Raw genomic sequence first — 24,319 nt, forward strand, 5'->3', positions numbered from 1 at the left:
GTTTTTATTTATTATGGAAAGAGTTTAACAATGCAGCAGTTACAGAACGTTATTGAGTCCGCTTTCGAGCGCCGTGCCGACATTACTCCGGCAAATGTAGATACCGTAACCCGCGAAGCGGTGAATCAGGTTATTTCTTTACTGGATTCCGGTGCACTGCGCGTCGCAGAAAAGATTGAGGGTCAGTGGGTCACGCATCAGTGGCTGAAAAAGGCGGTCCTGCTCTCTTTCCGTATTAACGATAATCAGGTTATCGAGGGTGCGGAAAGCCGTTACTTCGATAAAGTGCCGATGAAATTCGCCAACTACGACGAAGCGCGCTTCCAGAAAGAAGGTTTCCGCGTGGTTCCGCCTGCGGCAGTGCGTCAGGGCGCGTTTATCGCCCGTAACACCGTGCTGATGCCGTCTTACGTGAACATCGGCGCTTATGTTGATGAAGGTACGATGGTTGATACCTGGGCGACAGTGGGTTCCTGTGCGCAAATCGGTAAGAATGTACACCTGTCTGGTGGCGTTGGTATCGGCGGCGTACTGGAACCGTTGCAGGCTAACCCGACCATCATCGAAGACAACTGCTTCATCGGCGCGCGCTCTGAAGTGGTTGAAGGCGTGATCGTCGAAGAAGGCTCCGTCATCTCCATGGGTGTGTATATCGGCCAGAGCACCCGTATTTACGATCGCGAAACCGGCGAAGTGCATTACGGCCGCGTTCCGGCTGGCTCCGTGGTCGTCTCCGGCAACCTGCCGTCGAAAGATGGCAAATACAGCCTGTACTGCGCGGTGATTGTGAAGAAAGTCGATGCCAAAACGCGTGGCAAAGTGGGAATCAACGAACTGTTACGCACCATCGACTAACAGCGATTTGAAAAAGCGGGCTTAGCCCGCTTTTTTTACATCTGCGAGTGGCATAAACAAGGCTTTTCGTTAATTATTCAATGGTTATAGTGAGCTTAAGGGTACCGCTATGTATGACAATCTGAAAAGTCTGGGCATTACTAATCCTGAAGAGATCGATCGTTACAGCCTGCGGCAAGAAGCCAACAACGATATCCTGAAAATCTATTTCCAGAAGGATAAAGGCGAGTTTTTTGCCAAGAGCGTGAAGTTCAAATATCCCCGTCAGCGTAAAACGGTTGTCGCCGATGGCGTCGGTCAGGGTTACAAAGAAGTGCAGGAGATCAGTCCCAACCTGCGCTACGTGATCGACGAACTGGATCAGATCTGCCAGAGAGATCGCAGCGAAGTCGATCTTAAACGCAAGATCCTCGATGATTTACGTCACCTGGAAAGCGTCGTGACCAACAAGATCAGCGAGATTGAAGCCGATCTGGAAAAACTGACGCGCAAATAAGTCGATTGTTGCCTGATAGCGCTACGCTTATCAGGCAATTAATCAATGCTGCTCATCCAGCTGCAACGCCACATACAGCAGCAGTCGATCGTCAAAATTCCCCAGATCCAGCCCGGTCAGCTCTGAAATACGGTTCAGGCGATACTCCAGCGTATTGCGGTGAATAAACAATGCTTTTGAGGTCGCCAGCGGCTGAACGTTATGTCGAAACCATGCCGATAATGTTCGACGCAGCAAACCGTTGTTATCCATCGCTTTCAGCCTTACCAGCGGGCGCGCCAGCTCATTGGCCTGCCAGCCGCCGCGCAGGCTGTCCAGCAGCACCGGCAGCATCAAGTCCTGATAGAAATAGCTCCGGCTTTCCGGCATCCGCTGCTTGCCGACCATCATGGTGGTGCGCGCCGTACGATACGAACGGGCAATGCTGCCGGGCCCGGTAAAATAGTTGCCCAGCGACACGCGAAAACGCAGTTGTCCATTCTCTTTCATGCGGGCAATGAGTTGCTCAACGCGCTTGCGATGATCTTCAGCGTCCCAGCGGCCAAACTGATTGAGCGCTGGTTTCAGCACCACCATCTCGGTCAGAGAAACAATCGCAATCAGATTATTACGTTCGGGTGTAGTCAACGCGTTCTGCAATTGCTGTAGCTCCGCCATCGCACTATCAACGCCAAGCTGACCGCTGTCGACCTCCACTACCGCCACCACGCGCGGCTGGTTCAAATCAATGCCCAATCGCTGTGCCCATTCCATCAGTGCCGGGGTATTCTCTTCCGCCTGAATCAGGTTCATCACCAGCTCTTCACGCAGACGGCTATCCTGCGCTAACAGATGCATCAGACGCGACTGTTCCAGCATCATTTCGGCGGTCATGCACACCAGTTCGCCATACTTGCGCAGATGTTCCGGCTCGCCAGTAAGACCGATAACGCCAACGATTTCGCCTTCCAGACGCAGCGGCAGGTTTATCCCCTGACGCACACCATGTAAATGCCGGGCTACCGCATCGTCAATATCGACCACCCGACCTTGCGAAAGCACCAGCAGCGCGCCTTCGTGCAATTCACCAATTCGTTCGCGATCGCCGCTGCCAATGATCCGCCCGCGGGCATCCATTACGTTGATATTGGTATCAATGATGCGCATGGTTCGCGCTACGATATCCTGCGCCATTTTGGTATCAAGATGCCAGCCAGCCATAAACCCCTCCTGTGAGCAGAGCTCAAGCATAGGGAAGATAATAAGCGGCGGCATTGTGCAACTGCACAAAGCGAGAGGGAGAAGTATGGAGTTGTGGGAAGTATCACAAAAAGAAACCCCTTCCTGTGCAGGAAGGGGTTTAGTGAGATTACTGCATCAACAGATAGATGGAGTTGTCACCACGCTGAATGTTCAGCGCCAGTACAGCCGGTTTGCTGTCGAGGATTTTGCGCAGTTCGGCGATATTTTTCACCGGCTGCTGGTTCGCACCGATAATCACATCCCCTTTCTTCAGGCCAATCCGTGCAGCCGGAGAATTCGCTTTCACCTCGCTGACCACGACCCCTTTGTCCTGGCCTTTGTTGCTCATATCAGCCCCTTCAATGCCTTTGAAGATAGAGCTGGAATCAACCTGAGTCTGGCTGCTCTGCTGCAGTTCCAGATTCACAGTGACCGGTTTACCGTCACGCAACAGACCAAGGTTAATTTTGCTGCCTACCGGCATCGTACCCACCTGCGCACGCAGGGCGGCGAAGCTGCTGATCGGTTTACCGTTCAGGGAGGTAATCACATCCCCGGCTTTAATACCTGCTTTCGCTGCGGAAGAGTTCGGCATCACCTGGCTGACAAATGCGCCACGCTGAGCATCAACTTTCATCGCTTTCGCCAGCTCAGAGCTCAGCTCGGTACCCATAATACCCAGCTCACCGCGTTTAACCTGACCAAACTCAACCATCTGCGACGTCAGGTTTTTCACCATGTTGCTCGGGATTGCAAAGCCGATACCGATGTTACCGCCGTCCGGCGCAAGGATCGCGGTGTTAATACCGATCAGCTCACCGTTCAGGTTGACCAGTGCGCCACCGGAGTTACCCCGGTTGATCGCGGCATCCGTCTGAATAAAGTTTTCGTAGTTTTCCGCGTTCAGGCCGCTACGGCCCAGCGCAGAAACAATACCGGAGGTCACGGTCTCACCGAGGCCAAACGGGTTACCAATTGCTACGGTGTAATCACCCACACGCAGCGCGTCGGAATCTGCCAGCTTAATCGCCGTCAGGTTTTTCGGATCCTGAATTTGGATCAGCGCGATATCGGAGCGCGGATCTTTACCCACGATCTTCGCATCAAATTTACGGCCATCGCTCAACTGAACCTTAATCACCGTGGCGTTATCCACCACGTGGTTGTTGGTCACGACATACCCTTTCGCGGCATCAATAATTACGCCGGAACCCAGCGCCATAAATTTCTGCTGCTGGCCGCCGCCGTTGTCAGCGCCCGGTGCGCCGCCCTGGCAGAACGGTGAACTCTGGAACGGTGAACCGTCCTGGCAGAATGGTGAATTATCACCGAAGAACTGCTGGAAATTACGCGGCATACGCGGCGTATTTACCGTCGTGCTCCCCTCGACGTTAATGCTTACCACCGATGGCATCACTTTTTCGAGCATCGGGGCCAGGCTTGGCATCTGTTGGGCGGTCATTGCTGAAGACGACGTCTCAGCCGCTGTGGCAGACAGGGGGGACAACGCCAAACCTAAACTCAGAGCCAGTGCACTCATTGCTAATGTGGTTTTTTTCATGTGTTTCGTTCTCGATTAACAGGTAACGCAAAATTGCTGTATACGTCAGAGTCGTTTTATAACGCTAAGTTCCAGAATTGAGTTTAAGGAAAAAGTAAAATTTTATTGGCCGTCTTTACAAATGAGTATTTATTGTTCTACGGCCATCAAGCGACGATATTCATCCCAGGCATACAGATCGGTCATCCCGCTGATATAATCCTGAATCAGCCGGCAGCGATAATAATATTCCATTACCGAAAACTCAGCGCAACCCGTTGATATTTTACTAACCGCCTCGACATAAGCAAGGCGATGGCGAGTAGACAACTTCTGAAATAATCGTGATTCGATAGGAAAACGTTTAACTCTTTCATTGTCGACCAGCTCAGTAAAATCTGACTGGGACATTTTTAATAAAGGCTGATAGATCTCCAGCAACCCGCTGATCACCCGATACCCCTGCAATTCCAACTGCTCAACGTCCGGATGACTAAATACGTGTTTTACCGCCACATTTTTATAGACCCCCAGCAACTGACTAAAGCTACTGGCATCTTCTAACAGCGCGTGATTAAAGCTGCCGTCAAAAACCTGCGGTAAATTATCAATAAACCGCTGGGCTGCATACGGCACCAGTTTATTCAGCGTATTGACGCGTAAATACATAAAGAACTGATCTTCCGTGCTCCGGCTTAATGTATTTGACCGTGATTTCTCCCAGGCATTCTCAACAACCTGGCTAAACAGGGAACCTTTTTCGTGGTGCCCCCACGCCTCATGCAGATGGTGATAAAGTTGCTCGACGCTAAAGATTCTTTTCTCAACGGCATCTTCCAGGTCGGCCACGCAATAAGAGATATCATCGGCAGCTTCCATAATCCAGGTTAATGGAAAGCGACTGTAAGGCGCTAATGATAATTCTTTACGTAACCGTTCAATATACGGTTCTTCAGAAAGGTAATAGCCCGGTTTCTTCATTAAATAGTTATGCGTCGTAGGCGTACTTCCACGCCACCACGCCGGACGGGTATATTTTAAAATACCACCAACCTGGGCCCAGGTAAGATTCATACGCATCAAAGTATGCACCAGACGAATACCTTGGGCATTACCTTCAAAATGGCACAGGTCCTGACGCACCTTACGGCGAATATCATTCAGCGACTCTTCGCCTTCGCGCAAACGTAACGCCGCCACCAGGCAGCGGTCGTCGCTGAGGGGCTGACTTTCCGCGTCGGCGGGATACAGCCGCTGGCGGAACCAGTCATTAATCGCCGCTTCACCAAAATGACCAAACGGCGGATTGCCAATGTCATGCATCAGGCACGACATTTCGACAATACTCTCAAACGGTCCCGTCAGTTCATCCAGACCATACTGCTCCAGCAGTTTTAGTTCTTTCAGTCGGCTGAGGATCTCTTTAGCGATATAGCGCCCAACTTGCTGAACTTCCATCGAGTGCGTCAGCCGCGTGCGCACCGCCGCGTTACGCTCCAGCGGAAAGACCTGGGTTTTTTGTTGCAGTCGGCGAATAGCCGGAGAATTGATAATACGTCCACGATCGCTTTCGAAAATACGCAGGATCTCATGCTCCGTCTTCACGCCCTGCGGCGAACGGTAACGACGATGCCAGTTTATTTTTTTTCGGAAATCGATCTGTACCATATCCTCTCCCGCCTGAGAAATGCGCTACCCCTTAAGCGCATGATAGACTATGCCCTCAAATCTGGCTTATCGCGAGTAAATCTATGAAAATCGGCATCATTGGTGCAATGGAAGAAGAAGTTACGCTGCTGCGTGACAAAATCGAAAACCGTCAGACCCTCTCTCTCGGCGGTTGTGAAATTTACACCGGCCAACTGAACGGTACAGAGGTTGCGCTACTGAAATCAGGTATCGGTAAAGTGGCGGCGGCGCTGGGCGCTACGCTGCTGCTTGAACGCTGCAAGCCGGATGCCATCATTAACACCGGTTCCGCGGGCGGCCTGGCCTCTACGCTGAAAGTCGGCGATATCGTGGTTTCTGACGAAGCGCGCTATCACGATGCCGACGTTACCGCCTTTGGCTATGAATTTGGTCAGTTACCGGGCTGCCCGGCTGGTTTTAAAGCCGATCCTGCGCTGATTGCTGCAGCAGAATCCTGCATTGCGCAACTCAATCTGAACGCCGTTCGCGGACTTATCGTCAGCGGCGATGCCTTCATTAATGGCTCCGTGGGTCTGGCTAAAATTAAGCATAACTTCCCGCAGGCCATTGCCGTTGAGATGGAAGCGACCGCGATTGCGCACGTTTGCCATAACTTCAATGTGCCGTTTGTCGTGGTTCGCGCCATCTCTGACGTCGCCGATCAGCAGTCCCATCTCAGCTTTGACGAGTTCCTGGTTGTTGCCGCGAAACAGTCAAGCCTGATGGTTGAAACGCTGGTACAGAAACTGGCGCATGGCTAAATTACTCTCCAGGGCGCTGGTCGCCCTGCTTTTCACTCTTCCGGCGTTCCTGTACGCCGCACCGCGTGTTGTGACGCTTTCTCCAGCCAATACCGAACTCGCCTTTGCCGCCGGCATTACACCCGTAGGCGTCAGTAGCTACTCAAACTACCCGCCAGCGGCCAAAAATATCGAGGAGGTTTCCACCTGGCAAGGTATGAACCTTGAACGCATTGTGGCGCTTAAACCGGATTTAGTCGTCGCCTGGCGCGGGGGAAATGCTGAGCGGCAGGTGAATCAGCTGACCGCCCTGGGAATTAAGGTCATCTGGGTGGACGCCGTAACCATCGAGCAGGTCGCCGATGCGCTCCGCCAGCTGGCAGCGTGGAGCCCAAAGCCTGAGCAGGCAAAACAGGCGGCGCAAACCATGCTTGATGACTATGCTTTACTAAAATCTCGGTATGCCAACAAACCGAAAAAACGCGTGTTTCTCCAGTTTGGCGCAAATCCTCTGTTTACCAGTGGAAAAGGCTCCATTCAGCACGAAGTTCTTGAGGTATGCGGTGGAGAAAACATCTTTGCCGGCAGTCGGGTCCCCTGGCCACAGGTTAGCCGTGAGCAGGTCCTGGCACGAGCGCCCCAGGCTATTGTTGCAACCGGAGGGCCAGGCGAAACTCTGAAAATTGAACAATACTGGGGAAACCAGCTAAAAATACCCATTATTACACTTAATAGTGACTGGTTCGAACGCGCGAGCCCGCGTATTATCCTCGCCGCAAAACAACTCTGTAATGCGCTTTCACAGATAAATTAGCGCCTGCCCCCACCAGGTCTGTTGTGAGGATTTAAACATGCTCGTCTATTGGCTGGATATTGTCGGCACCGCGGTATTTGCTATCTCTGGCGTCTTACTGGCCGGAAAATTGCGTATGGACCCGTTTGGCGTCCTGGTCCTCGGGGTGGTTACCGCCGTTGGCGGCGGAACGATCCGCGATATGGCGCTGGATCATGGGCCGGTTTTTTGGGTTAAGGATCCCACCGATCTGGTGGTGGCAATGATCACCAGCATGCTGACAATCCTGCTGGTACGTCAGCCACGACGTTTACCGAAGTGGATCCTTCCGGTGCTGGATGCCGTTGGCCTGGCGGTGTTCGTGGGGATTGGCGTCAATAAAGCATTTCTCGCAGGGACGGGCCCCCTGGTGGCGATCTGTATGGGGGTGATTACCGGCGTCGGCGGCGGGATCATTCGCGATGTGTTAGCTCGTGAAGTCCCGATGATTCTGCGCACCGAAATCTACGCCACGGCATGTATTATCGGCGGGATCGTGCATGCGACAGCGTTTTATACCTTTAATGTATCGCTGGAAAACGCCAGTATGATGGGGATGATCGTCACCCTGCTGATTAGGCTTGCCGCCATTCGCTGGCATTTGAAATTGCCGACGTTTGCTCTGGATGATAACGGGCGTTGATGTGATGATGCAGAACATGTAGGCCGGATAAGGCGTTTACGCCGCCAACCGGCACATTGCCCGGTGGCGCTACGCTTACCGGGCCTACACCATCAGACCATCGGTATTACAGGCAGCAATCAGATGCTGAAAGAAGAACCACACCCGCAGGTGCTTTTCGCATTGGGGTTAGTCACAACGAAGCGGGAACCTTCCAGACCTTCGGTATAGTCAACCGCGCCGCCCACCAGATATTGCAGGCTCATCGGATCAACCACCAGACCCACACCTTGTTTCTCAATGGTCATATCACCATCGTTCACCTGATCATCAAAGGTGAAACCGTACTGGAAACCGCTGCAACCACCGCCGGTGATATACACGCGTAATTTCAGATTCGGGTTATCTTCGTCAGCGATCAGGCTTTTTACTTTATTGGCTGCTGCTTCAGTAAATTGCAGTGGCAGCGCTACGTCATCACTCATATTTTGCTCCAAACGACATTGGCAATTGGGCAAATTATAACCCAATGGTTAAGGCCATTATCTAATACCCTGGTATTTCGTTCAAGTATTCTCGCCAGCGGCAGTACTCTGGCTTTTTGCCGCCTGCTCCGCTTCCTGTTTTGCCAGCGTGCGGGCAAGGATAGTCGAGTATAGCGGCTTTCCACCCATAAATTGGGCTAATAGTGTTGCGCCAAGGCAGGTAATAATCATTGGCAAAATGAGCTGATAGTTATCGGTCATCTCCAGCACCAGTACAATACCGGTTAGTGGTGCACGTACCGAAGCCGCCAGCAAAGCCCCCATTCCGGCAATGGCAAAGGTTCCGGCCTCCAGATGATACTGTGGAAAAGAGGCCGCCGCGGCCATACCGAACGCGGTGCCAAGTAACGTACCCAGCGCCAGCATCGGGGCAAAAATCCCACCGGGCGCGCCGGACGAGAAGCACAGCAGCGTGGTGATCACCCGGGTAATAAATATAAACAGCAGTAAACCGACGCTAAAATTACCCGCCGCGGCGATAGGAATCAGGTTAAACCCGCCGCCTGCCGCTTCCGGTTTAATTAATCCCAGGATCCCGCACAGGCCACCAATCGCGCCACCCATCAGCACCCATTTTTTAATTTCACCGCCGTGGAAGCGCTGGAACATATCCTGGGTACGCAACACCATGGTGTTGAACAACGGCCCGACACAGCCAAAAATAAGCCCGAGTACAAGATACAGCCACAGCGTATTTACCGGTGCATTAGACAGCTTCCCGACTTCAATAATCGGTGCTTCACCGTTGAACACACGAAACACAATGCTCGACATAATAACGCCGGTAAACACGGCTTTGATCGAGACGAGGTTATAGCGAAACTGCGGGCGCATCTCTTCAATAATGAACAGGATCCCCGCCAGAGGCGCATTAAACGCCGCCGACAAACCCGCAGCCGCACCGGTGGCCAGCAGGGTATGTCGCGCTTCGGCGCTGCGCATGCGGAAAATATCCAGCACCATGCGCCCAATGTTCCCGCCTATCTGTACGGTCGGCCCTTCTCGCCCGAGCACCATACCGGCTCCCAGCGTGCCCATGCCGCCAATAAATTTCACCGGCAGAACACGCCACCAGCGCACAGGTCGTAGCTCTTCCAGCGCGCCTTCAATCTCAGGGATCCCCGAGCCTCCCGCTTCCGGCGCAAATTTACGAACCAGAAAATAGCCGACCATCGCCAGCAATGCAGAGAGAATAAACGCCAGCGGCCACAGCAGAATGGCATGGTCCGCAACCTGGGCCAGGGCGCCAATGCGCTGATTTTGCACCCAGGTCACCGCTTTCTCAAATGCCACGCCAACAAGCCCCGTCACGGTACCGACAACGGCGGCCATCAACAGGATCGCCAGCGGCGTTTTGTCGCGTTCCAGGAGTCGACGGATTTGATCCCTGCGGCGTAAACGCACAATTTGTTGTGCTTCAAAAGAGGGAGAGTCAGTCTTCATCAGATGATCATTAATTGGTAATACAAATACGGAATCGGCATTCTACTCGCACATTTCACGAAAATCCCCTGCAAATCGCATTGTTTCAAATGCGTAAAACTTTCATAACCTTCTCTGAATAACTAGAATAGCGGGCATTTACTTTTTCTACGAACCAGGACCCCATCCATGAGTAAGTCTGAAAATCTCTACAGCGCAGCACGCGAACTTATCCCTGGCGGCGTTAACTCCCCCGTTCGCGCCTTTACTGGCGTGGGTGGTACTCCGCTGTTTATCGAAAAAGCGGACGGCGCGTATCTGTACGATGTCGATGGTAAAGCCTATGTCGATTACGTCGGTTCCTGGGGACCGATGGTACTGGGCCATAACCACCCGGCAATTCGCAATGCGGTGATTGAAGCCGCGGAGCGCGGTTTAAGCTTCGGCGCGCCGACCGAGATGGAAGTGAAAATGGCGGAGCTGGTCACTGAACTTGTGCCGACCATGGATATGGTGCGTATGGTGAACTCCGGTACGGAAGCGACGATGAGCGCAATCCGTCTGGCGCGCGGTTTCACCGGTCGCGATAAGATCATCAAATTTGAAGGCTGCTATCACGGTCATGCCGACTGCCTGCTGGTTAAAGCTGGTTCCGGCGCGTTAACGCTGGGTCAGCCAAACTCCCCGGGCGTTCCAGCCGATTTTGCGAAACACACCCTGACCTGCACCTACAACGATCTCTCTTCAGTTCGTGCGGCATTTGAACAGTATCCGCAGGAGATCGCCTGCATTATCGTTGAGCCGGTCGCAGGCAACATGAACTGCATCCCGCCGCTGCCAGAATTCCTGCCGGGCCTGCGTGCCCTGTGTGATGAGTTTGGCGCACTGTTGATCATCGATGAAGTCATGACCGGTTTCCGCGTGGCGCTGGCCGGTGCGCAGGATTATTACGGCGTCGTTCCGGATCTGACCTGCCTTGGCAAAATCATCGGTGGCGGGATGCCCGTTGGCGCATTCGGCGGTCGCCGTGATGTGATGGACGCGCTGGCGCCAACCGGTCCGGTTTATCAGGCGGGTACGCTTTCAGGTAACCCGATTGCGATGGCAGCAGGTTTTGCTTGTCTGAACGAAGTGGCCCAGCCAGGTATTCATGAAACGCTGAACGAACTGACGACGCGTCTGGCGGAAGGTCTGCTGGAAGCCGCCGAAGAGACGAATATTCCGCTGGTGGTTAACCATGTGGGCGGGATGTTCGGGATTTTCTTCACCGATGCAGAAACCGTGACCTGCTATCAGGATGTGATGGCATGCGACGTTGAACGCTTCAAGCGTTTCTTCCACATGATGCTGGATGAAGGGATTTACCTGGCGCCGTCCGCCTTCGAAGCGGGCTTTATGTCCGTCGCGCACAGTGAAAACGATATCAATAACACCATCGACGCCGCGCGCCGGGTGTTTGCGAAATTGTAAAAGAGAACGTCCAGAAATAACGTAGGCCGGGTAAGGCGAAGCCGCCACCCGGCTTTTTTATTGCCGGATGGCGACGCAGCCTAAATGGAAGAGATTAACCTCAGCGACTCTGCTTACGTAGGAGATAGATAAAGTACGGCGCGCCAATAAACGTCGACAGTAATCCTGCCGGGATCTGATACGGAAACAGCACCATCCTGCCGCACCAGTCAGCAAAGACCAGCAGCACACCTCCCGCCAGCGCCGAAATCAGCATATGCGGCATCGCGCGACGAAAACCCATCATTCGGGCAATATGCGGAGCCATCAGCCCGACAAAACTCAACGGTCCAATGGTCATGGTTGCTGTCGCCGTTAGCCCCGCAGCCAACAGCAGTAACCCTACGCGTGACGGCGTGATCGCCATACCCACCGCACGCGCCGTATCGCCGCCGAGCGGTAAAATCGTCAGCCAACGACGGCACAGCGGCGTCAGCGCCAGCAGGATAACCATCACAATCCCGGTGCGCAGTACCTGTTCGCCCGTCGCGTTATAGGTTGAGCCGGAGATCCAGGTCAGCACGCCCGCCATACGCGGATCGCCACTGGCCTGCAGCATCATCAACAACATAGTAAACGCCGTACTGAGCGCCATCCCTGCCAGCAGCATACGGTGCGGCGAAAAACCACCGCGCCCGGCGGCAATCATAATGATAAGCAAGGTGACCGCAGCCCCGAGGCTCCCTGCGGGCAGCAGCCAGCCAAAGGCATTTCCGGGGACCAGAAACAGCATTAACACCACGCCAAATGCCGCGCCGGAGCTAATGCCCAGAACTTCCGGGCTAGCCATTGGGTTTCCGGTCAGACGCTGAATAATACAGCCCGCTACCGCCAGCATCACCCCGGCAATCAACGCCGCCAGAATACGTGGCCAGCGCCAGGGCATCAGTTCATCCAGCATCGCGCCACTGGCCCATGTCCAGCCGTGCGCATCGCGGCCAAACGACAGCGCCACCACCAGAGTCAGCAGCAAAACCACCCCGCCCGCCAGCGCAAACATCAGTACATTCTGACGCTCCGCGGCGATACGGTTGCTGGCATTCATATCCGGTGCGCTCATACTTCTAAGGCGCGGCAACAACCACAGCAGCAATGGCGCACCAATCAGCGCAGTCACCGAACCGGTAGAGACCTCCATCCATACGCGGGTCAGCCACAGAATGATTTGGTCAGAGAGCCAGAGGATCAACGCACCAATCAGCGGGGCCAGCATCAGACGCGCCAACAGACGCCGCGCGCCGAGCATTTTCGCCAGCAGCGGTGCAAAGAGGCCAATAAAGCCGATAATCCCAACCGCGTTAACCAGCAAGGCGCTGATGACAATCGCCAGCGATAAGGCCGCCAGGCGCGCCAGCGACAACGCCAGACCGAGGTTACGCGCCACGCCGTCATCCAGTCCCATCAGCGTCATTGGACGCAACAGCAGCAGAGTCAGCATCACGCCGCCCAGCAGCTGTGGCCACAGTCGCTGTACGCCGCTCCAGTCGGTTTGGGTTAGCGTGCCGCTGCTCCATAAAAACATGCTTTGCAGTTGATCGTGATGGAAGATAACCATCAACTGGTTAATCGCCCCGCAGTACAGGCTGACCACCAGTCCGGCAAGGATTAACGTCACCGGAGAAAGACGTTTGCCCCAGGCGACGCCAAACACCAGCGCCCCAACGACACAAGCACCTGCCAGCGCAGCAAATTGCGTGGTGAGCGCACCGGGAATAGCCCACAGCGTCGTGACGGTAATGCCCAACTGCGCACCGGTCGCAACGCCTAGCGTGGTTGGCTCCGCCAGTGGGTTACGCAGCACCTGCTGAAACAATACGCCGACCAGTCCCAGCCCGGCCCCGACCAACAGCGAAATCGCCAGCCTCGGCAGCAGGCTGTAGTGGAAAACCATCTGTTTAATGGCATCGATATCCGGTGACCAGATAGCCTGTTGCCATTGGCTGCGCGGTAGCGCAACGGAGAAGTTAACCCATGTGAGCCAACAGGCGGCAACAAACAGAACCGTCAGCAGGAGAATGGGGAACAGCGCGATACGTTTACTCACGCTTTGCCTCCCAGCGCATTATCCAGAATGCGGGCAAAATGCATGGCCGATAGCGTTGCGCCATAGAACCAGACGGCCGGCACGCGCTGAAAACGTCCACTGCGAACAAAGGGCATCGCCTGCCACAACGGCGTAGACATCAGTGCAGCCATCTCTTTATCGTTGCCGTGATCAAAGCACAATACATCGACATCCTGAAAAGCAGCCAGACGGTCAATACTCACGGCAGTGCTGCCCCAAAAGTTTGTCTCTCCCTGCCAGGCGTTGGGGATCCCATATTCGTCCAGCACGTCCTGAAACAGGCTGTTTGGGCCAAACACCAGCATATGCCGCGAATCAAGCAGGGAGGTGAGAAGCACAGGGCGCGCACCGCGTTGAATGAAGCGCGGCTTCAGGCTGGCAATAAAACGATCGTACTCAGTCAGATGGCGTTCAGCAGAGGCCTGCAGATTGAACAATTGCGCCATTTCCTGCAGCGATTGTCGCGCAACGACCAGAGGTTTTTTACCGTCGCTGAAGTTAAATCCCCGACCAGGTGCAATACGCGCCAGCTTTTCAGGGGAAGGACCATAGCCTGCCGACCAGAGCAGAAACGAGGGTTTCATTTCGGTCAGCAGTTCGAGATTGGGTTCCGTGCGTAGCCCGACATCAATCACCGAGTCCGGTAGAGGTGGCTCACTGACCCACAGCTTGTAGTTAGGGATATCCGCAATGCCATACGGCGTAATACCCAGCGCCAGCAACAGCTCTACCGGCAGCCATTCCAGCGCCACAATACGCTGCGGATCAATCGCTGCGGCGGACGCCGTATTCATCCGCCACAGCAGCGGCGAGAGCGCCATCGCCGTAAGCAGACGCCGACGGGTAATATGATGTAATTCAATCATTAATAGACAAAACTCACGGGTGCGGCACCGGCCGGATGCGGCAAAATGCCCATCGGGATACCGTAAATCTGTTCCAGAGTTTCACTGCGCATCAGTTCAGCAGGCGTTCCTTGCGCAATCATTTCACCACCGCGCAGCGCAACTAAGTAATCGCAGTAGCGGGCCGCCATGTTGATATCATGCAGCACCGCAATCACCGTTAGCCCACGCTGCTGGCTTAAGCGATGCACCAGCGCCAGCACGTCAACCTGATGAGCGATATCCAGCGCGGAAGTCGGCTCATCAAGCAGCAGACAGCGGCTGTCCTGCGCCACCAGCATGGCAATCCACGCACGTTGGCGTTCTCCGCCGGACAGGCTATCCACCAGGCGGTGCGCCAGCGGTTTTAAGCCGACCAACGAAATAGCTTCTTCTACTTTCTCTCTGTCGGCAACGCCAAAACGTCCCAGCGCCCCGTGCCACGGATAGCGGCCAATCGCCACCAGTTCACGCACCGTCATCCCTTCGGCCTGAGGCAACTGCTGCGGCAGATAGGCGACCTTGCGGGCAAACGCTTTACTGCCCCAGTTCTCCAGCGGCTGTTCGTCGAGCAGGATTTCACCTTCCGATGGCGGCTGATGACGTCCCAGCATTTTCAATAACGTCGATTTTCCGGACCCGTTGTGTCCGATAAGGCCGGTCACTTTCCCCACCGGAAAAGTTAATGAGAGAGGATGCAAAAGCGTGCGGCCAGGCACACGAAAGGAGACATTACGCAACGCGAAAGTGGTGTCGGGATGGGATCTGTTTTCCTGCATAGCAGCCAACTTGTAAAACGGGCACGCAAAGCGTGCCCAAAAAGAAATTAGAAACGGAAGGTTGCGGTTGCAACGACCTGACGTTCTGCGCCCCAGAAGCAGCCATAGGTATTGAAGCAGCTGGCGACGTACTCACGGTCAAACAGGTTGTTCACATGCAGCGCCACGTTGGAACCCGCCATGCCGACGCGCGCCAGATCGTAACGTACTAACGCATCCACCAGCGTATAGCTTCCCACTTTGAAGGAGTTTGCCGGATCGCCATAGCTGGAGCCAGTATAACGAACACCCGTACCCAACGTCAGCCCGGAAAGCGCACCGTCATAAAGGGTGTAATCCCCCCACAGTGATGCCATATGTTTTGGCACCTGAGCAGGCGTGTTACCTTTGTAGTTGGTGTCAGTGGTGTATTCCGCATCGGTATAGGTATAAGAACCGACCACGTTAACGCTGGCAGACAGCGCCGCTTTCGCTTCAATTTCCACACCACGTGAGCGAATTTCACCACCTTCAACTGACCAGAATGATCCGTTCGGGTCGGCCATCAGGTTGTTGGTTTTGGTCAACTGGTAAACAGCACCGGTGATCACGATCGGACGATCGCTCGGCACATACTTCACGCCCGCTTCGTACTGCTTACCTTTAGATGGAGTAAAGATATTACCGCTTTCCCCGACCTGAGAACTAGGTTCAAACGATTCGCTGTAGCTGAAATACGGGGTCACACCGTTGTCGAACAGGTAGTTAACACCGCCACGCCAGGTGAACTGTCTGTCATCACGCGAATCCAGCACGCCAGAAACACGGTTCAGTGAGTCCTGCTTAGCCCAGTCGTAACGACCGCCCAGAGTGACCAGCACCTTATCCCACTGCATCTGATCCTGAGCGTACAGGCCCGTTTGTTCCTGTTTATTCAGAACTCGGTAGGGAGCGCCCGGTCCAGTATGTGCCCCAAAATCAAAGTCGCTGCGATCAAGGTTATAAATATCTGAAGGCGCTACCGAACCAGCCCAACCAAACCAGGAGTTGATATCGTTACGCATCCGCATATAGTCAACGCCGGTCAGCAATGTGTGATCCACGGAACCGGTAGCGAATTTGCTCTGCAACTGGGTATCAACAGCGAAGTTCTGCAATTTCTCATTATCGTCAACATACTGACGAGTCAGCGTGTGAGCCCACTCGGACTGAGGAACGCTGGCGCAAGGACTGTTAGCCGGATCTTTTGTATAGAGCGGGTCAGAGCACATACCGTAGCCATACACGCTGTTCTGCGAAACCTTGTTTTGCGCGTAACGCAGGTTCTGACGCACGGTAAAGGTGTCGTTAAATTCGTGGTCGAAGCTGTAGCCCACCATCTTCTCGTTACGAGAGTAGGTATTGTTGTTCGCACCTTCGTTGAAATCGGTAGGCAGACGCTTGCCGTTCGGCAGCTCAGTCACCGTCCCCTCTTTCGGCAACCAGCCGTAATAGCCAGTTTCCGGCTCGTTCTGGAAGTAGGAGAGGAAGGTAAAGTTCGTTTTATCATCCGGACGCCATGTGAACGATGGCGCGATGGCGTAGCGTTGTTCTTCCGCGCCCTGCTGCTGCGCATTCGCGGAACGCGCCAGGCCGGTCAGGCGGTATGAGTACACACCATCGTCATCCAGCGCATCGCTGAAGTCAAAACCGGTCTGGAACAGGCTGTCAGTGCCCATCTTGAACTGAATTTCTTTTAACGGCTCTGTGGTCGGGCGTTTGCTGACCATGTTCAACAAGCCGCCAGGGTTACTCTTTCCGTAAAGAACGGAAACCGGACCGCGCATCACTTCAGCGCGTTCCAGCATATACGGGTCGATTACCGCATCGTTGTAGAAGTTCCCCTGCATCTTCAGGCCATTCAGATAGTTATTCTGACTTTGGCCGTCGGCGGCAAATCCGCGAATAATCAGGTAGTCATAGGTGTTAGACGCGCCGCGGGTACCTACGGCTACACCAGGCGTATAGCTGAGCGCCTCTTTAACTGATTTCGGCTGATGCAACGCCATCTCTTCGGCGGTGACAACTGAAATAGACTGAGGAACTTTTTGAATCGGGGTGTCGGTTTTGGTCGCCGTAGCAGACTGTCGTGCGGCGATGGTTGCCGCTGGCCCCCATGCGCTTTCTTGTGCGGCAGGTGCAGCAGTTACGGTGATGGTTTCTTCTTTCGGGTCAACCGCCGCCTGTGCATAGACAGACATGCCGCTAACCGCTGTGGCTACCACTACTGCGATTTTACGCAGCGATGAACTTGGCTGAGCAGTTTTAAGACGCGCCATTGGTATTTCTCTGATGAAAGTGAATGATAACGTAAACGAGAATTATTATTATAACGGCAGCATAATATTCGAAACTCTGGCGAGATAGCAAGCAATACGCGTCCCTACTAAAACTGAGGGGTTAAGAAATAACCAGATGAAAAGAAAGGGTTAATAAATTAGGCTGGAATGTTATTCGGCCCTGAGAATGGACCAAAGAAGAAAAACCCGCCGAAGCGGGTTTTGAGCAATATCAGTTACTGCCGAACATATCCTTTATCCAGCCAGCGACACCGTCGCTATCTTTCTTCTCCTGCTGAGCCGGTTGTTGCTGCTGCTGTTGAGGCTGCTGCTGCGGCGTTGACTGATCGAACGGATTCCCGGTCGGCTGTTGCATCATTTCACCCTGCTGACACAGCGAATCAGGATCGGTAGTCCATACCGGAAGCGTACGCATCCCCCCGCTACAAACGAAGTTACCGTCGTAGTCCACGCCCATATCCACCACATCTTCCGGCGGCGTCAGCACCAGCGGTGTTGGCGTCTGGTTAGCCAGATAACGCTGATAAATCGACATCGCACCGCTGGCACCGTACAGCTTGGTTGGCTGGTTGTTATCACGGCCCACCCAGGTGATGGTTACCTGGCTGCCGTCGATCCCGGCAAACCAGGTATCCACGTTGTTGTTAGTGGTCCCGGTTTTCCCTGCCAGATGAAGCCCAGGATATTTCGCGCCAAGCTGACGCCCCGTACCACGCTGAACCACCTGTTGCATGGTCCACAGCGTCATATACGCCGCCTGCGCCGGAACGGCACGCTCGGCCTGCGGGAAGCTCTGATACAGCACCGTACCATCTTCGGCAATCACCGAACGCAGCGCCGACAGCGGCGCGCGGTTCCCGCCGCTGGCGATAGTCTGGAACGCCTGCGCCACTTCGATCGGCGTCAGATTCAACGCCCCCAGCAGCATGGCCGGAACCGGGTTAAGCTGATCTTTCGGCGCGCCCAGCTTCAGCCAGGTATCGGTGACGGCAGGCAGGCCCAGCGCCATCCCCAGATTTACCGTTGGCACGTTCATTGAGCGCGTTAACGCATCCACCAGCATCACTTTTCCGCTTTCGCTATAGCGACGGTCATCGTTCTGCGGCGACCACACCTGGCCGTTAGGCTGGCGCAGCGCAATCGGGGCATCGGCAATCCAGGTATTCAGACGATACAGCTTCGGCTGGCTGAGCGCGGTCAGATAGGTCGCTGGTTTAGCCAAAGAACCAATCGAACGACGCGCCTGCATCGCACGGTTATAACCAGCGAACTGCGGTTCTGCCCCACCGACCATGGCACGCACTTCGCCGCTAAAGCGGTCAACCACCACAATCGCGGTTTCCAGATCGCTCAGCTTACGTTGTTTCTTCAGCACCGGAATACCTTCCACCGCCGCTTTTTCTGCAGCGTCCTGCGCCACGGAATCAAAGGTGGTGAAAATCTTCACGCCGGAGAGGTCTTTAACTTTATCGCCCAGCTTCGCCTGTAGCTCCTGGCGCACCATCTGCATAAAGGCGGGCTGCGGTGAGATCACCCCACCACGCGGCTGTACGCCTAACGGACGCGCGCTCAGCATGTCATACAGATCTTGGTCGATAATCTGCTGCTGTTGTAGTAAACGCAGCACCAGGTTACGACGCTCCAGTGCCAGCTTCGGGTTACGCCACGGGTTATAGATTGACGCCCCTTTAACCATCCCTACCAGCAGCGCCTGCTGGTCGAGGCTCAGCTCTTCCACCGGACGGCCAAAGTAGTAGAGGCTCGCCAGCGGGAAGCCGCGGATCTCATTGTCACCGCTTTGACCGAGATAGACTTCGTTCATGTACAGCTCAAGAATGCGGTCTTTGCTGTAACGCGCATCCATGATCAGCGCCATATAGGCTTCGTTGGCCTTACGCCAGTAGGAACGTTCGCTGGACAGGAACAGGTTTTTCACCAGTTGCTGGGTCAGCGTACTGGCCCCTTGTACCGTGCGCCCCGCCGTCAGGTTCGCCAGCACCGCGCGGCCAATGGAATAGAGGCTGATACCGTCATGCTCATAGAAGTGACGATCTTCGGTCGCCAGCAGCGTGTCCACCAGCAGATCCGGGAATCCACTGCGCGGGACAAACAGGCGCTGCTCACCGTTAGGCGAAGAGAGCATGGTAATCAGCCGCGGATCGAGACGGAAGAAACCGAACTGGCGGTTGTTATCCATATTCTCGATGGTATCCAGATGGTCGCCATCAAAGGTCAGACGCGCGCGCACCTGCCCTTCTTTACTGTCCGGAAAATCAAACGGACGACGGATCATCTCGATGCTTTTCGCCTGCACGGTGAATTCGCCAGGGCGCGTCATCTTCGTCACCTGACGATACTGCGTAGCCTCCAGCAGTTTCACCATCTCGTTCTTGCCGATCGGCATTTCTGGCTCAAGGTTAACCATACGGCCATATACTGCCGCAGGAAGCTGCCAGACTTTACCATCTATACGGCTGCGGATTTTTTGGTCCAGATAAACGCCGTAAATGGCGATCAGCACCAAAAAAACAATCGACAGTTTTACCAGCAGCCAGAACCAGCCGCGTTTACCACGAGGCTTACGCCCTTTGCCTTTACCCTTACGCGGCATCGGTTCTTCATCCTCATAGTCATCATCATCATAATCGTCGTCATACTCTTCATCTCTGAGTTGACGACGGCTCACCTTTTGTTTCACCGGACGCGAGGGTTTCCCTTTACGTCCAATTGGCTCGCGGTCATTCCCGGCCATGCTTTTTCTCCGCAACATTCAGGCGCAAGGGCCCGATTCTCTGTTCTTCCGTCAGTTAACAGAAGAAGAAATCTCTCAATTTACTGCCGTGTTTATACCGGATGACGGCTTCGCTTTATCCGGGCTACAGTTTCATTACGAATACTTCTTTGTTCGCCGCGTTGGCGCGGTATTAGCTGGATCATCCGGCCAGACATGTTTGGGATAGCGCCCTTTCATCTCTTTTTGCACCTCACGGTACGATCCCTGCCAGAACGCGCTCAAATCACTCGTTACCTGCAGCGGTCGTTGGGCCGGAGACAGCAGTTCCAGCACCAGCGGCACGCGCCCCTCGGCGATGGTTGGGGTCTTCGCTTCACCAAACATTTCCTGCATCCGAACCGCCAATACCGGAGGGTTATCCTCATGATAGCGAATGGCAATCCGGCTTCCCGTCGGCACAGTGTAATGCGCTGGCAGTTCACTATCCAGACGTTGCAGCATTGACCAATCCAGCAAACCGCGCAACGCCTGACCCACATTTAGCGCTTTTAACGCGCGTAACGAGTGCACACCGCTCATGTGCGGCAGCAGCCAGCTCTCCAGCGTCGCCAGCAGAGAATCCTCATCTACCGCGGGCCAGTTATACTCTGGCAACCAGTTTGCCGCACATTGCAGACGCAGGCGAAACTGCTCGGCTTCCGGCGTCCAGTTGAGCACACTTAGCCCTTTATCGCGAATGCCGTTCAACATCGCCAGGTGCAACTCCTCTTCCGAGGGTTTGGCCAGCGCCTGTACTTTTACCGTTAGCTGGCCAATGCGCGACCGACGCAATGCTTTTAACGTTCCCTGAGTTTCATCCCATTCGATGGTGTCAGACTGTTGTAACAGTTCAGGGCATGCCTGTATCAGCGCTTCGATATCCAGCGGCAGAGCCAGCAGAATACGCGCATCCGGCGAAGCGCTGCCCTGCAGTAACAGCGGCGCAATCAGCCATTCATGGCGTCCGGAGGCGTCATCGGCATCCAGCATTGCCCCCATGCCATTCGCCAGTTGATAGCGCCCTTCCTGCCCGCGCCGACGCACGATCCGATCGGCAAACGCCTGCGCCAGTAATGAGGGGAGCAGCGCGCTGTCCGGCTGTCCGCTGCGAACGTTAAGCCGTTTCAGTAATTGTTGGCTGCGCTGCTGCCAGGCGGGCTGATTTCGTGAAAACGCTACAGCCAGATCGGTACTGCTACCGCGCGGCGGCTCTTCCAGAATCGCAGCCAGTTTTGCCGCCGTTGCCGCTTCATTGTCATTGTTGGCGCTAACCAGCATAGCCGCTAAACGGGGGTCGTTACCCAACGTCGCCATTTTCTGCCCCCTGGCGCTGAGCCTGTCACCCTCAAGCGCCCCCAGCATCTGCAGCAGCCATTTTGCCGCTTGCAGGTTGATGGCGGGCGGGGTATCCAGCCAGTTCAGTTGCTCAGGGTCGGTGCATCCCCATTGCAGTAACTCCATCAGCAGTCCGGACAGGTCGCTCTGTAAAATCTCCGGTTCTCCCTGTGCCGCCGCTCTTTCCGCCTGCTCTTTGGCAAGCAAATGGAGGCAGATACCGGGTTCCAGACGGCCCGCGCGTCCCGCTCGCTGGGTCATCGAGGCCTGGCTTATGCGTTGGGTAATCAGTCGCGTTAAACCGGTACGCGCATCATATCGCGCCACGCGCTCCTGGGCGCTGTCCACCACTAATCGGATGCCTTCGATAGTTAAGCTGGTTTCGGCAATATTGGTCGCCAGCACCACTTTGCGCTTGCCTTGCGGCGCGGGCAAAATCGCCTGACGCTGTTCGGCAAGCGTCAGCGCGCCGTACAGTGGGCACAACAACACATCGCTGCCCACACGCGTTGCCAGTTGCTCCTGCACGCGCTGGATTTCCCCTACACCCGGTAAAAACAGCAGCAGCGACCCGCTTTCATGGCGCAGGAGTTCTGCCGTCGCTATCGCTACCGCTTCAGCAAAACGCAGATGCGCCGCCAACGGCTGATATCGTCGCTCAACGGGAAATGCGCGGCCTTCAGAAACGATCATCGGCGCATCGGGCAACATCTGCTGCAAACGCCCGTTGTCCAAAGTGGCAGACATGATCAACAGTTTCAGATCGTCACGCAGCCCTTGCTGCACATCCAGCAACAGCGCCAGCGCCAGGTCGGCCTGCAAACTCCGCTCGTGAAATTCGTCGAGGATGACCAGCCCAACGCCCGTCAATTCGGGGTCGCGCTGGATCATGCGCGTCAGAACCCCCTCCGTCACCACCTCAAGGCGGGTCTGCGGCCCTACGCAGCTTTGCGCACGCATGCGATACCCCACGGTCTCGCCAGGCTTTTCATTCAGCAATTCCGCCAACCGCTGCGCCACATTGCGTGCTGCCAGACGCCGCGGCTCCAGCAAAATAATCCGTCCCTTGATACCGCGATGTTCAAGGAGTCGCAACGGCAGCCAGGTTGATTTCCCGGCACCGGTCGGCGCCGTCAGCAGAACCTGCGACGAGGCATCAAGGGCGGTAAGTAGTTCAGGCACTACGGCGGCAACGGGCAACGACGTCACAAATGACTCCAGAGGGTTAACATTCTTCGCGCTGCATTGTAGCATCGCGTTAATTCATAACCGAGTATCCATCATGTCTGAGCCAAAAAGGCTGTTCTTTGCGATTGAATTGCCTGGCGAGGTTCGGGAGCAGTTAATCCACTGGCGGGCCGCGCAGTTCCCCCCTGAAGCGGGTCGTCCCGTCGCCGCCGATAATCTGCATCTGACGCTCGCCTTTTTGGGCGACGTCAGCGCTGAGAAGCAGCATGCGTTAACGCAGCTTGCAGGGCGTATTCGCCAGCCGGGTTTTACGCTCAAACTCGACGATGCCGGGCAATGGCTGCGCTCGCGAGTCGTGTGGTTGGGAATGCGTCAGCCGCCGCGCGGGCTGCTGCAGTTGGCGAACATGTTGCGGGCACAAGCCGCACGCAGTGGGTGCCACCAGAGCCCGCAGCCTTTTCACCCGCATATCACGCTGCTGCGTGACGCCGGTCACGCGGTATCTATCCCTCCGCCAGGGTTTGGCTGGTCGTTTCCGGTAACGGAGTTTGGGCTTTATTCCTCCTCATTCATGCGAGGACGCACGCGTTACACGCAGTTGCAACGCTGGACGCTGACTGAATAATCAAAGGAACTGTTCATGCAATTTTCTCCACCTTTACAACCTGCAACGCTCATTCAGCGCTATAAGCGTTTTTTAGCGGATGTGATCACACCGGATGGCACAACGTTAACGCTACACTGCCCCAATACGGGAGCCATGACCGGCTGCGCAACGCCGGGAGATACAGTCTGGTATTCGACATCAGAAAATACTAAACGAAAATATCCACATACCTGGGAATTAACGCAAACCCAATCCGGTGCACTTATTTGTGTTAACACGCTGTGGGCCAATAGATTAACGAAAGAGGCTATTCAGCGTTCGTTAATTTCGGAAGTTTCAGACTACAGCACCTTGAAAAGTGAAGTAAAATACGGCGCCGAAGGGAGCCGCATCGACTTTTTGTTACAGGCGGATTCCCGACCTGACTGCTATATTGAAGTGAAATCAGTCACGTTGGCGGAAAAAGATCAGGGTTATTTTCCCGATGCCATCACTGAACGAGGTCAGAAACATCTTCGGGAATTGATGAGCGTAGCGGCCGAAGGCAAGCGCGCGGTGATATTTTTCGCGGTGTTGCATTCAGCCATTACACGGTTTTCACCCGCGCGCCATATCGATGCAAAATATGCGCAATTATTAGTTGAAGCACAGCTTAAGGGGGTAGAAATTCTGGTTTATAAAGCGGAACTTTCTGCCCATGGTATGACTCTTAAAGAGCCGTTGCCCATTACCTTGTAATGGTGTAAACATTCGGTTAATTAGTATTCTGGGCGCGTGGGCAAATACGCTTTTCCTCACAGGGTTGTCAAGTGTTACGTTTAGATAATTGCTATCCGGAAAAGCATCTGCTATTTATAGCGACCTGATTTTTCCCCCGAACATGGGGATCGATAGTGCGT

19 protein-coding genes and 1 pseudogene are annotated in these 24,319 nt (G+C 54.7%); 8 read left to right on the forward strand and 12 right to left on the reverse strand.

Annotated elements, in window-relative coordinates; genetic code table 11:
* Positions 1-30: 30 nt before the first annotated feature.
* Positions 31-855 (forward strand): 2,3,4,5-tetrahydropyridine-2,6-dicarboxylate N-succinyltransferase, encoded by an 825-nt coding sequence (gene dapD, locus OGV52_RS11635; protein WP_003829186.1) that lies wholly within the window; start codon positions 31-33, stop codon positions 853-855.
* Between the two features lie 109 nt (positions 856-964).
* Positions 965-1,351 carry a DUF3461 family protein gene (locus OGV52_RS11640; protein ID WP_003018562.1) on the forward strand — a complete coding sequence of 129 codons (387 nt, stop codon included), beginning with the start codon at positions 965-967 and terminating at the stop codon, positions 1,349-1,351.
* 42 nt (positions 1,352-1,393) lie between these two features.
* Here the strand turns inward: OGV52_RS11640 and cdaR are convergent, their stop codons facing one another.
* The 3 genes from cdaR to dgt all read right to left on the reverse strand — a co-directional run bounded on the left by cdaR (position 1,394) and on the right by dgt (position 5,780).
* Positions 1,394-2,551 carry a DNA-binding transcriptional regulator CdaR gene (gene cdaR / locus OGV52_RS11645; RefSeq protein WP_016151755.1) on the reverse strand — a complete coding sequence of 386 codons (1,158 nt, stop codon included), beginning with the start codon at positions 2,549-2,551 and terminating at the stop codon, positions 1,394-1,396.
* A gap of 148 nt (positions 2,552-2,699) precedes the next feature.
* The gene (degP, locus tag OGV52_RS11650; protein ID WP_287108544.1) at positions 2,700-4,133 is read right to left on the reverse strand and encodes a serine endoprotease DegP; all 1,434 of its coding nucleotides are present in this window, start codon (positions 4,131-4,133) and stop codon (positions 2,700-2,702) included.
* A gap of 129 nt (positions 4,134-4,262) precedes the next feature.
* Positions 4,263-5,780, reverse strand: coding sequence for a dGTPase (gene dgt, locus OGV52_RS11655; protein ID WP_046275348.1), 1,518 nt, complete (start codon positions 5,778-5,780; stop codon positions 4,263-4,265).
* Positions 5,781-5,863: 83 nt separating this feature from the next.
* On the opposite strand from dgt, the gene mtnN reads away from it, so the two are divergent.
* The 3 genes from mtnN to OGV52_RS11670 are packed head-to-tail and all read left to right on the forward strand — an operon-like array spanning position 5,864 to position 8,016.
* The gene (mtnN, locus tag OGV52_RS11660; protein WP_016151752.1) at positions 5,864-6,562 is read left to right on the forward strand and encodes a 5'-methylthioadenosine/S-adenosylhomocysteine nucleosidase; all 699 of its coding nucleotides are present in this window, start codon (positions 5,864-5,866) and stop codon (positions 6,560-6,562) included.
* On the forward strand, positions 6,555-7,355 hold the full coding sequence (gene btuF / locus OGV52_RS11665; RefSeq protein WP_016155723.1) for a vitamin B12 ABC transporter substrate-binding protein BtuF: 801 nt from the start codon (positions 6,555-6,557) through the stop codon (positions 7,353-7,355). Before mtnN ends, btuF begins: the two co-directional genes overlap by 8 nt.
* Positions 7,356-7,392: 37 nt before the next feature.
* The gene (locus OGV52_RS11670; RefSeq protein WP_006686772.1) at positions 7,393-8,016 is read left to right on the forward strand and encodes a TRIC cation channel family protein; all 624 of its coding nucleotides are present in this window, start codon (positions 7,393-7,395) and stop codon (positions 8,014-8,016) included.
* A 119-nt stretch (positions 8,017-8,135) separates the two neighbouring features.
* Here the strand turns inward: OGV52_RS11670 and erpA are convergent, their stop codons facing one another.
* The 3 genes and pseudogenes from erpA to clcA all read right to left on the reverse strand — a co-directional run bounded on the left by erpA (position 8,136) and on the right by clcA (position 9,983).
* Complete coding sequence (erpA, locus tag OGV52_RS11675; protein WP_003018581.1) at positions 8,136-8,480, reverse strand: iron-sulfur cluster insertion protein ErpA; 345 nt, start codon at positions 8,478-8,480, stop codon at positions 8,136-8,138.
* Positions 8,473-8,538, reverse strand: a pseudogene (yadW, locus tag OGV52_RS11680) (small protein YadW). Before yadW ends, erpA begins: the two are co-directional and overlap by 8 nt.
* A gap of 23 nt (positions 8,539-8,561) precedes the next feature.
* Positions 8,562-9,983 carry a H(+)/Cl(-) exchange transporter ClcA gene (gene clcA, locus OGV52_RS11685; protein WP_019078400.1) on the reverse strand — a complete coding sequence of 474 codons (1,422 nt, stop codon included), beginning with the start codon at positions 9,981-9,983 and terminating at the stop codon, positions 8,562-8,564.
* 168 nt (positions 9,984-10,151) lie between these two features.
* Here clcA and hemL point away from each other — a divergent pair, with 168 nt between their 5' ends.
* Positions 10,152-11,432 carry a glutamate-1-semialdehyde 2,1-aminomutase gene (hemL, locus tag OGV52_RS11690; protein WP_103766817.1) on the forward strand — a complete coding sequence of 427 codons (1,281 nt, stop codon included), beginning with the start codon at positions 10,152-10,154 and terminating at the stop codon, positions 11,430-11,432.
* A gap of 100 nt (positions 11,433-11,532) precedes the next feature.
* Here hemL and fhuB read toward each other — a convergent pair whose 3' ends face one another.
* From fhuB to hrpB, 6 genes are all read right to left on the reverse strand, one after another.
* On the reverse strand, positions 11,533-13,515 hold the full coding sequence (gene fhuB / locus OGV52_RS11695; RefSeq protein ID WP_137367174.1) for a Fe(3+)-hydroxamate ABC transporter permease FhuB: 1,983 nt from the start codon (positions 13,513-13,515) through the stop codon (positions 11,533-11,535).
* On the reverse strand, positions 13,512-14,402 hold the full coding sequence (gene fhuD, locus OGV52_RS11700; protein ID WP_019078397.1) for a Fe(3+)-hydroxamate ABC transporter substrate-binding protein FhuD: 891 nt from the start codon (positions 14,400-14,402) through the stop codon (positions 13,512-13,514). The genes fhuB and fhuD overlap by 4 nt, the downstream gene beginning before the upstream one ends.
* On the reverse strand, positions 14,402-15,199 hold the full coding sequence (gene fhuC / locus OGV52_RS11705) for a Fe3+-hydroxamate ABC transporter ATP-binding protein FhuC (protein WP_053389224.1): 798 nt from the start codon (positions 15,197-15,199) through the stop codon (positions 14,402-14,404). The genes fhuD and fhuC overlap by 1 nt, the downstream gene beginning before the upstream one ends.
* Positions 15,200-15,246: 47 nt before the next feature.
* Positions 15,247-17,496: a ferrichrome porin FhuA gene (gene fhuA / locus OGV52_RS11710; RefSeq protein ID WP_049269202.1), complete on the reverse strand. Its 2,250-nt coding sequence runs from the start codon at positions 17,494-17,496 to the stop codon at positions 15,247-15,249.
* Between the two features lie 232 nt (positions 17,497-17,728).
* Positions 17,729-20,269: a bifunctional glycosyl transferase/transpeptidase gene (mrcB, locus tag OGV52_RS11715; RefSeq protein WP_016151745.1), complete on the reverse strand. Its 2,541-nt coding sequence runs from the start codon at positions 20,267-20,269 to the stop codon at positions 17,729-17,731.
* Between the two features lie 135 nt (positions 20,270-20,404).
* Entirely contained in the window at positions 20,405-22,834 is a 2,430-nt protein-coding gene (hrpB, locus tag OGV52_RS11720) for an ATP-dependent helicase HrpB (RefSeq protein WP_287108546.1), read from the reverse strand.
* Positions 22,835-22,907: 73 nt separating this feature from the next.
* Here hrpB and thpR point away from each other — a divergent pair, with 73 nt between their 5' ends.
* Positions 22,908-23,438 carry an RNA 2',3'-cyclic phosphodiesterase gene (gene thpR / locus OGV52_RS11725; RefSeq protein ID WP_016155716.1) on the forward strand — a complete coding sequence of 177 codons (531 nt, stop codon included), beginning with the start codon at positions 22,908-22,910 and terminating at the stop codon, positions 23,436-23,438.
* A 15-nt stretch (positions 23,439-23,453) separates the two neighbouring features.
* Positions 23,454-24,158 (forward strand): DNA/RNA nuclease SfsA, encoded by a 705-nt coding sequence (sfsA, locus tag OGV52_RS11730; protein ID WP_016151742.1) that lies wholly within the window; start codon positions 23,454-23,456, stop codon positions 24,156-24,158.
* Positions 24,159-24,319: the final 161 nt, after the last annotated feature.

Origin of the sequence: Citrobacter sp. Cb041, assembly GCF_030336655.1 — a bacterium.
Lineage (GTDB): Bacteria > Pseudomonadota > Gammaproteobacteria > Enterobacterales > Enterobacteriaceae > Citrobacter > Citrobacter braakii.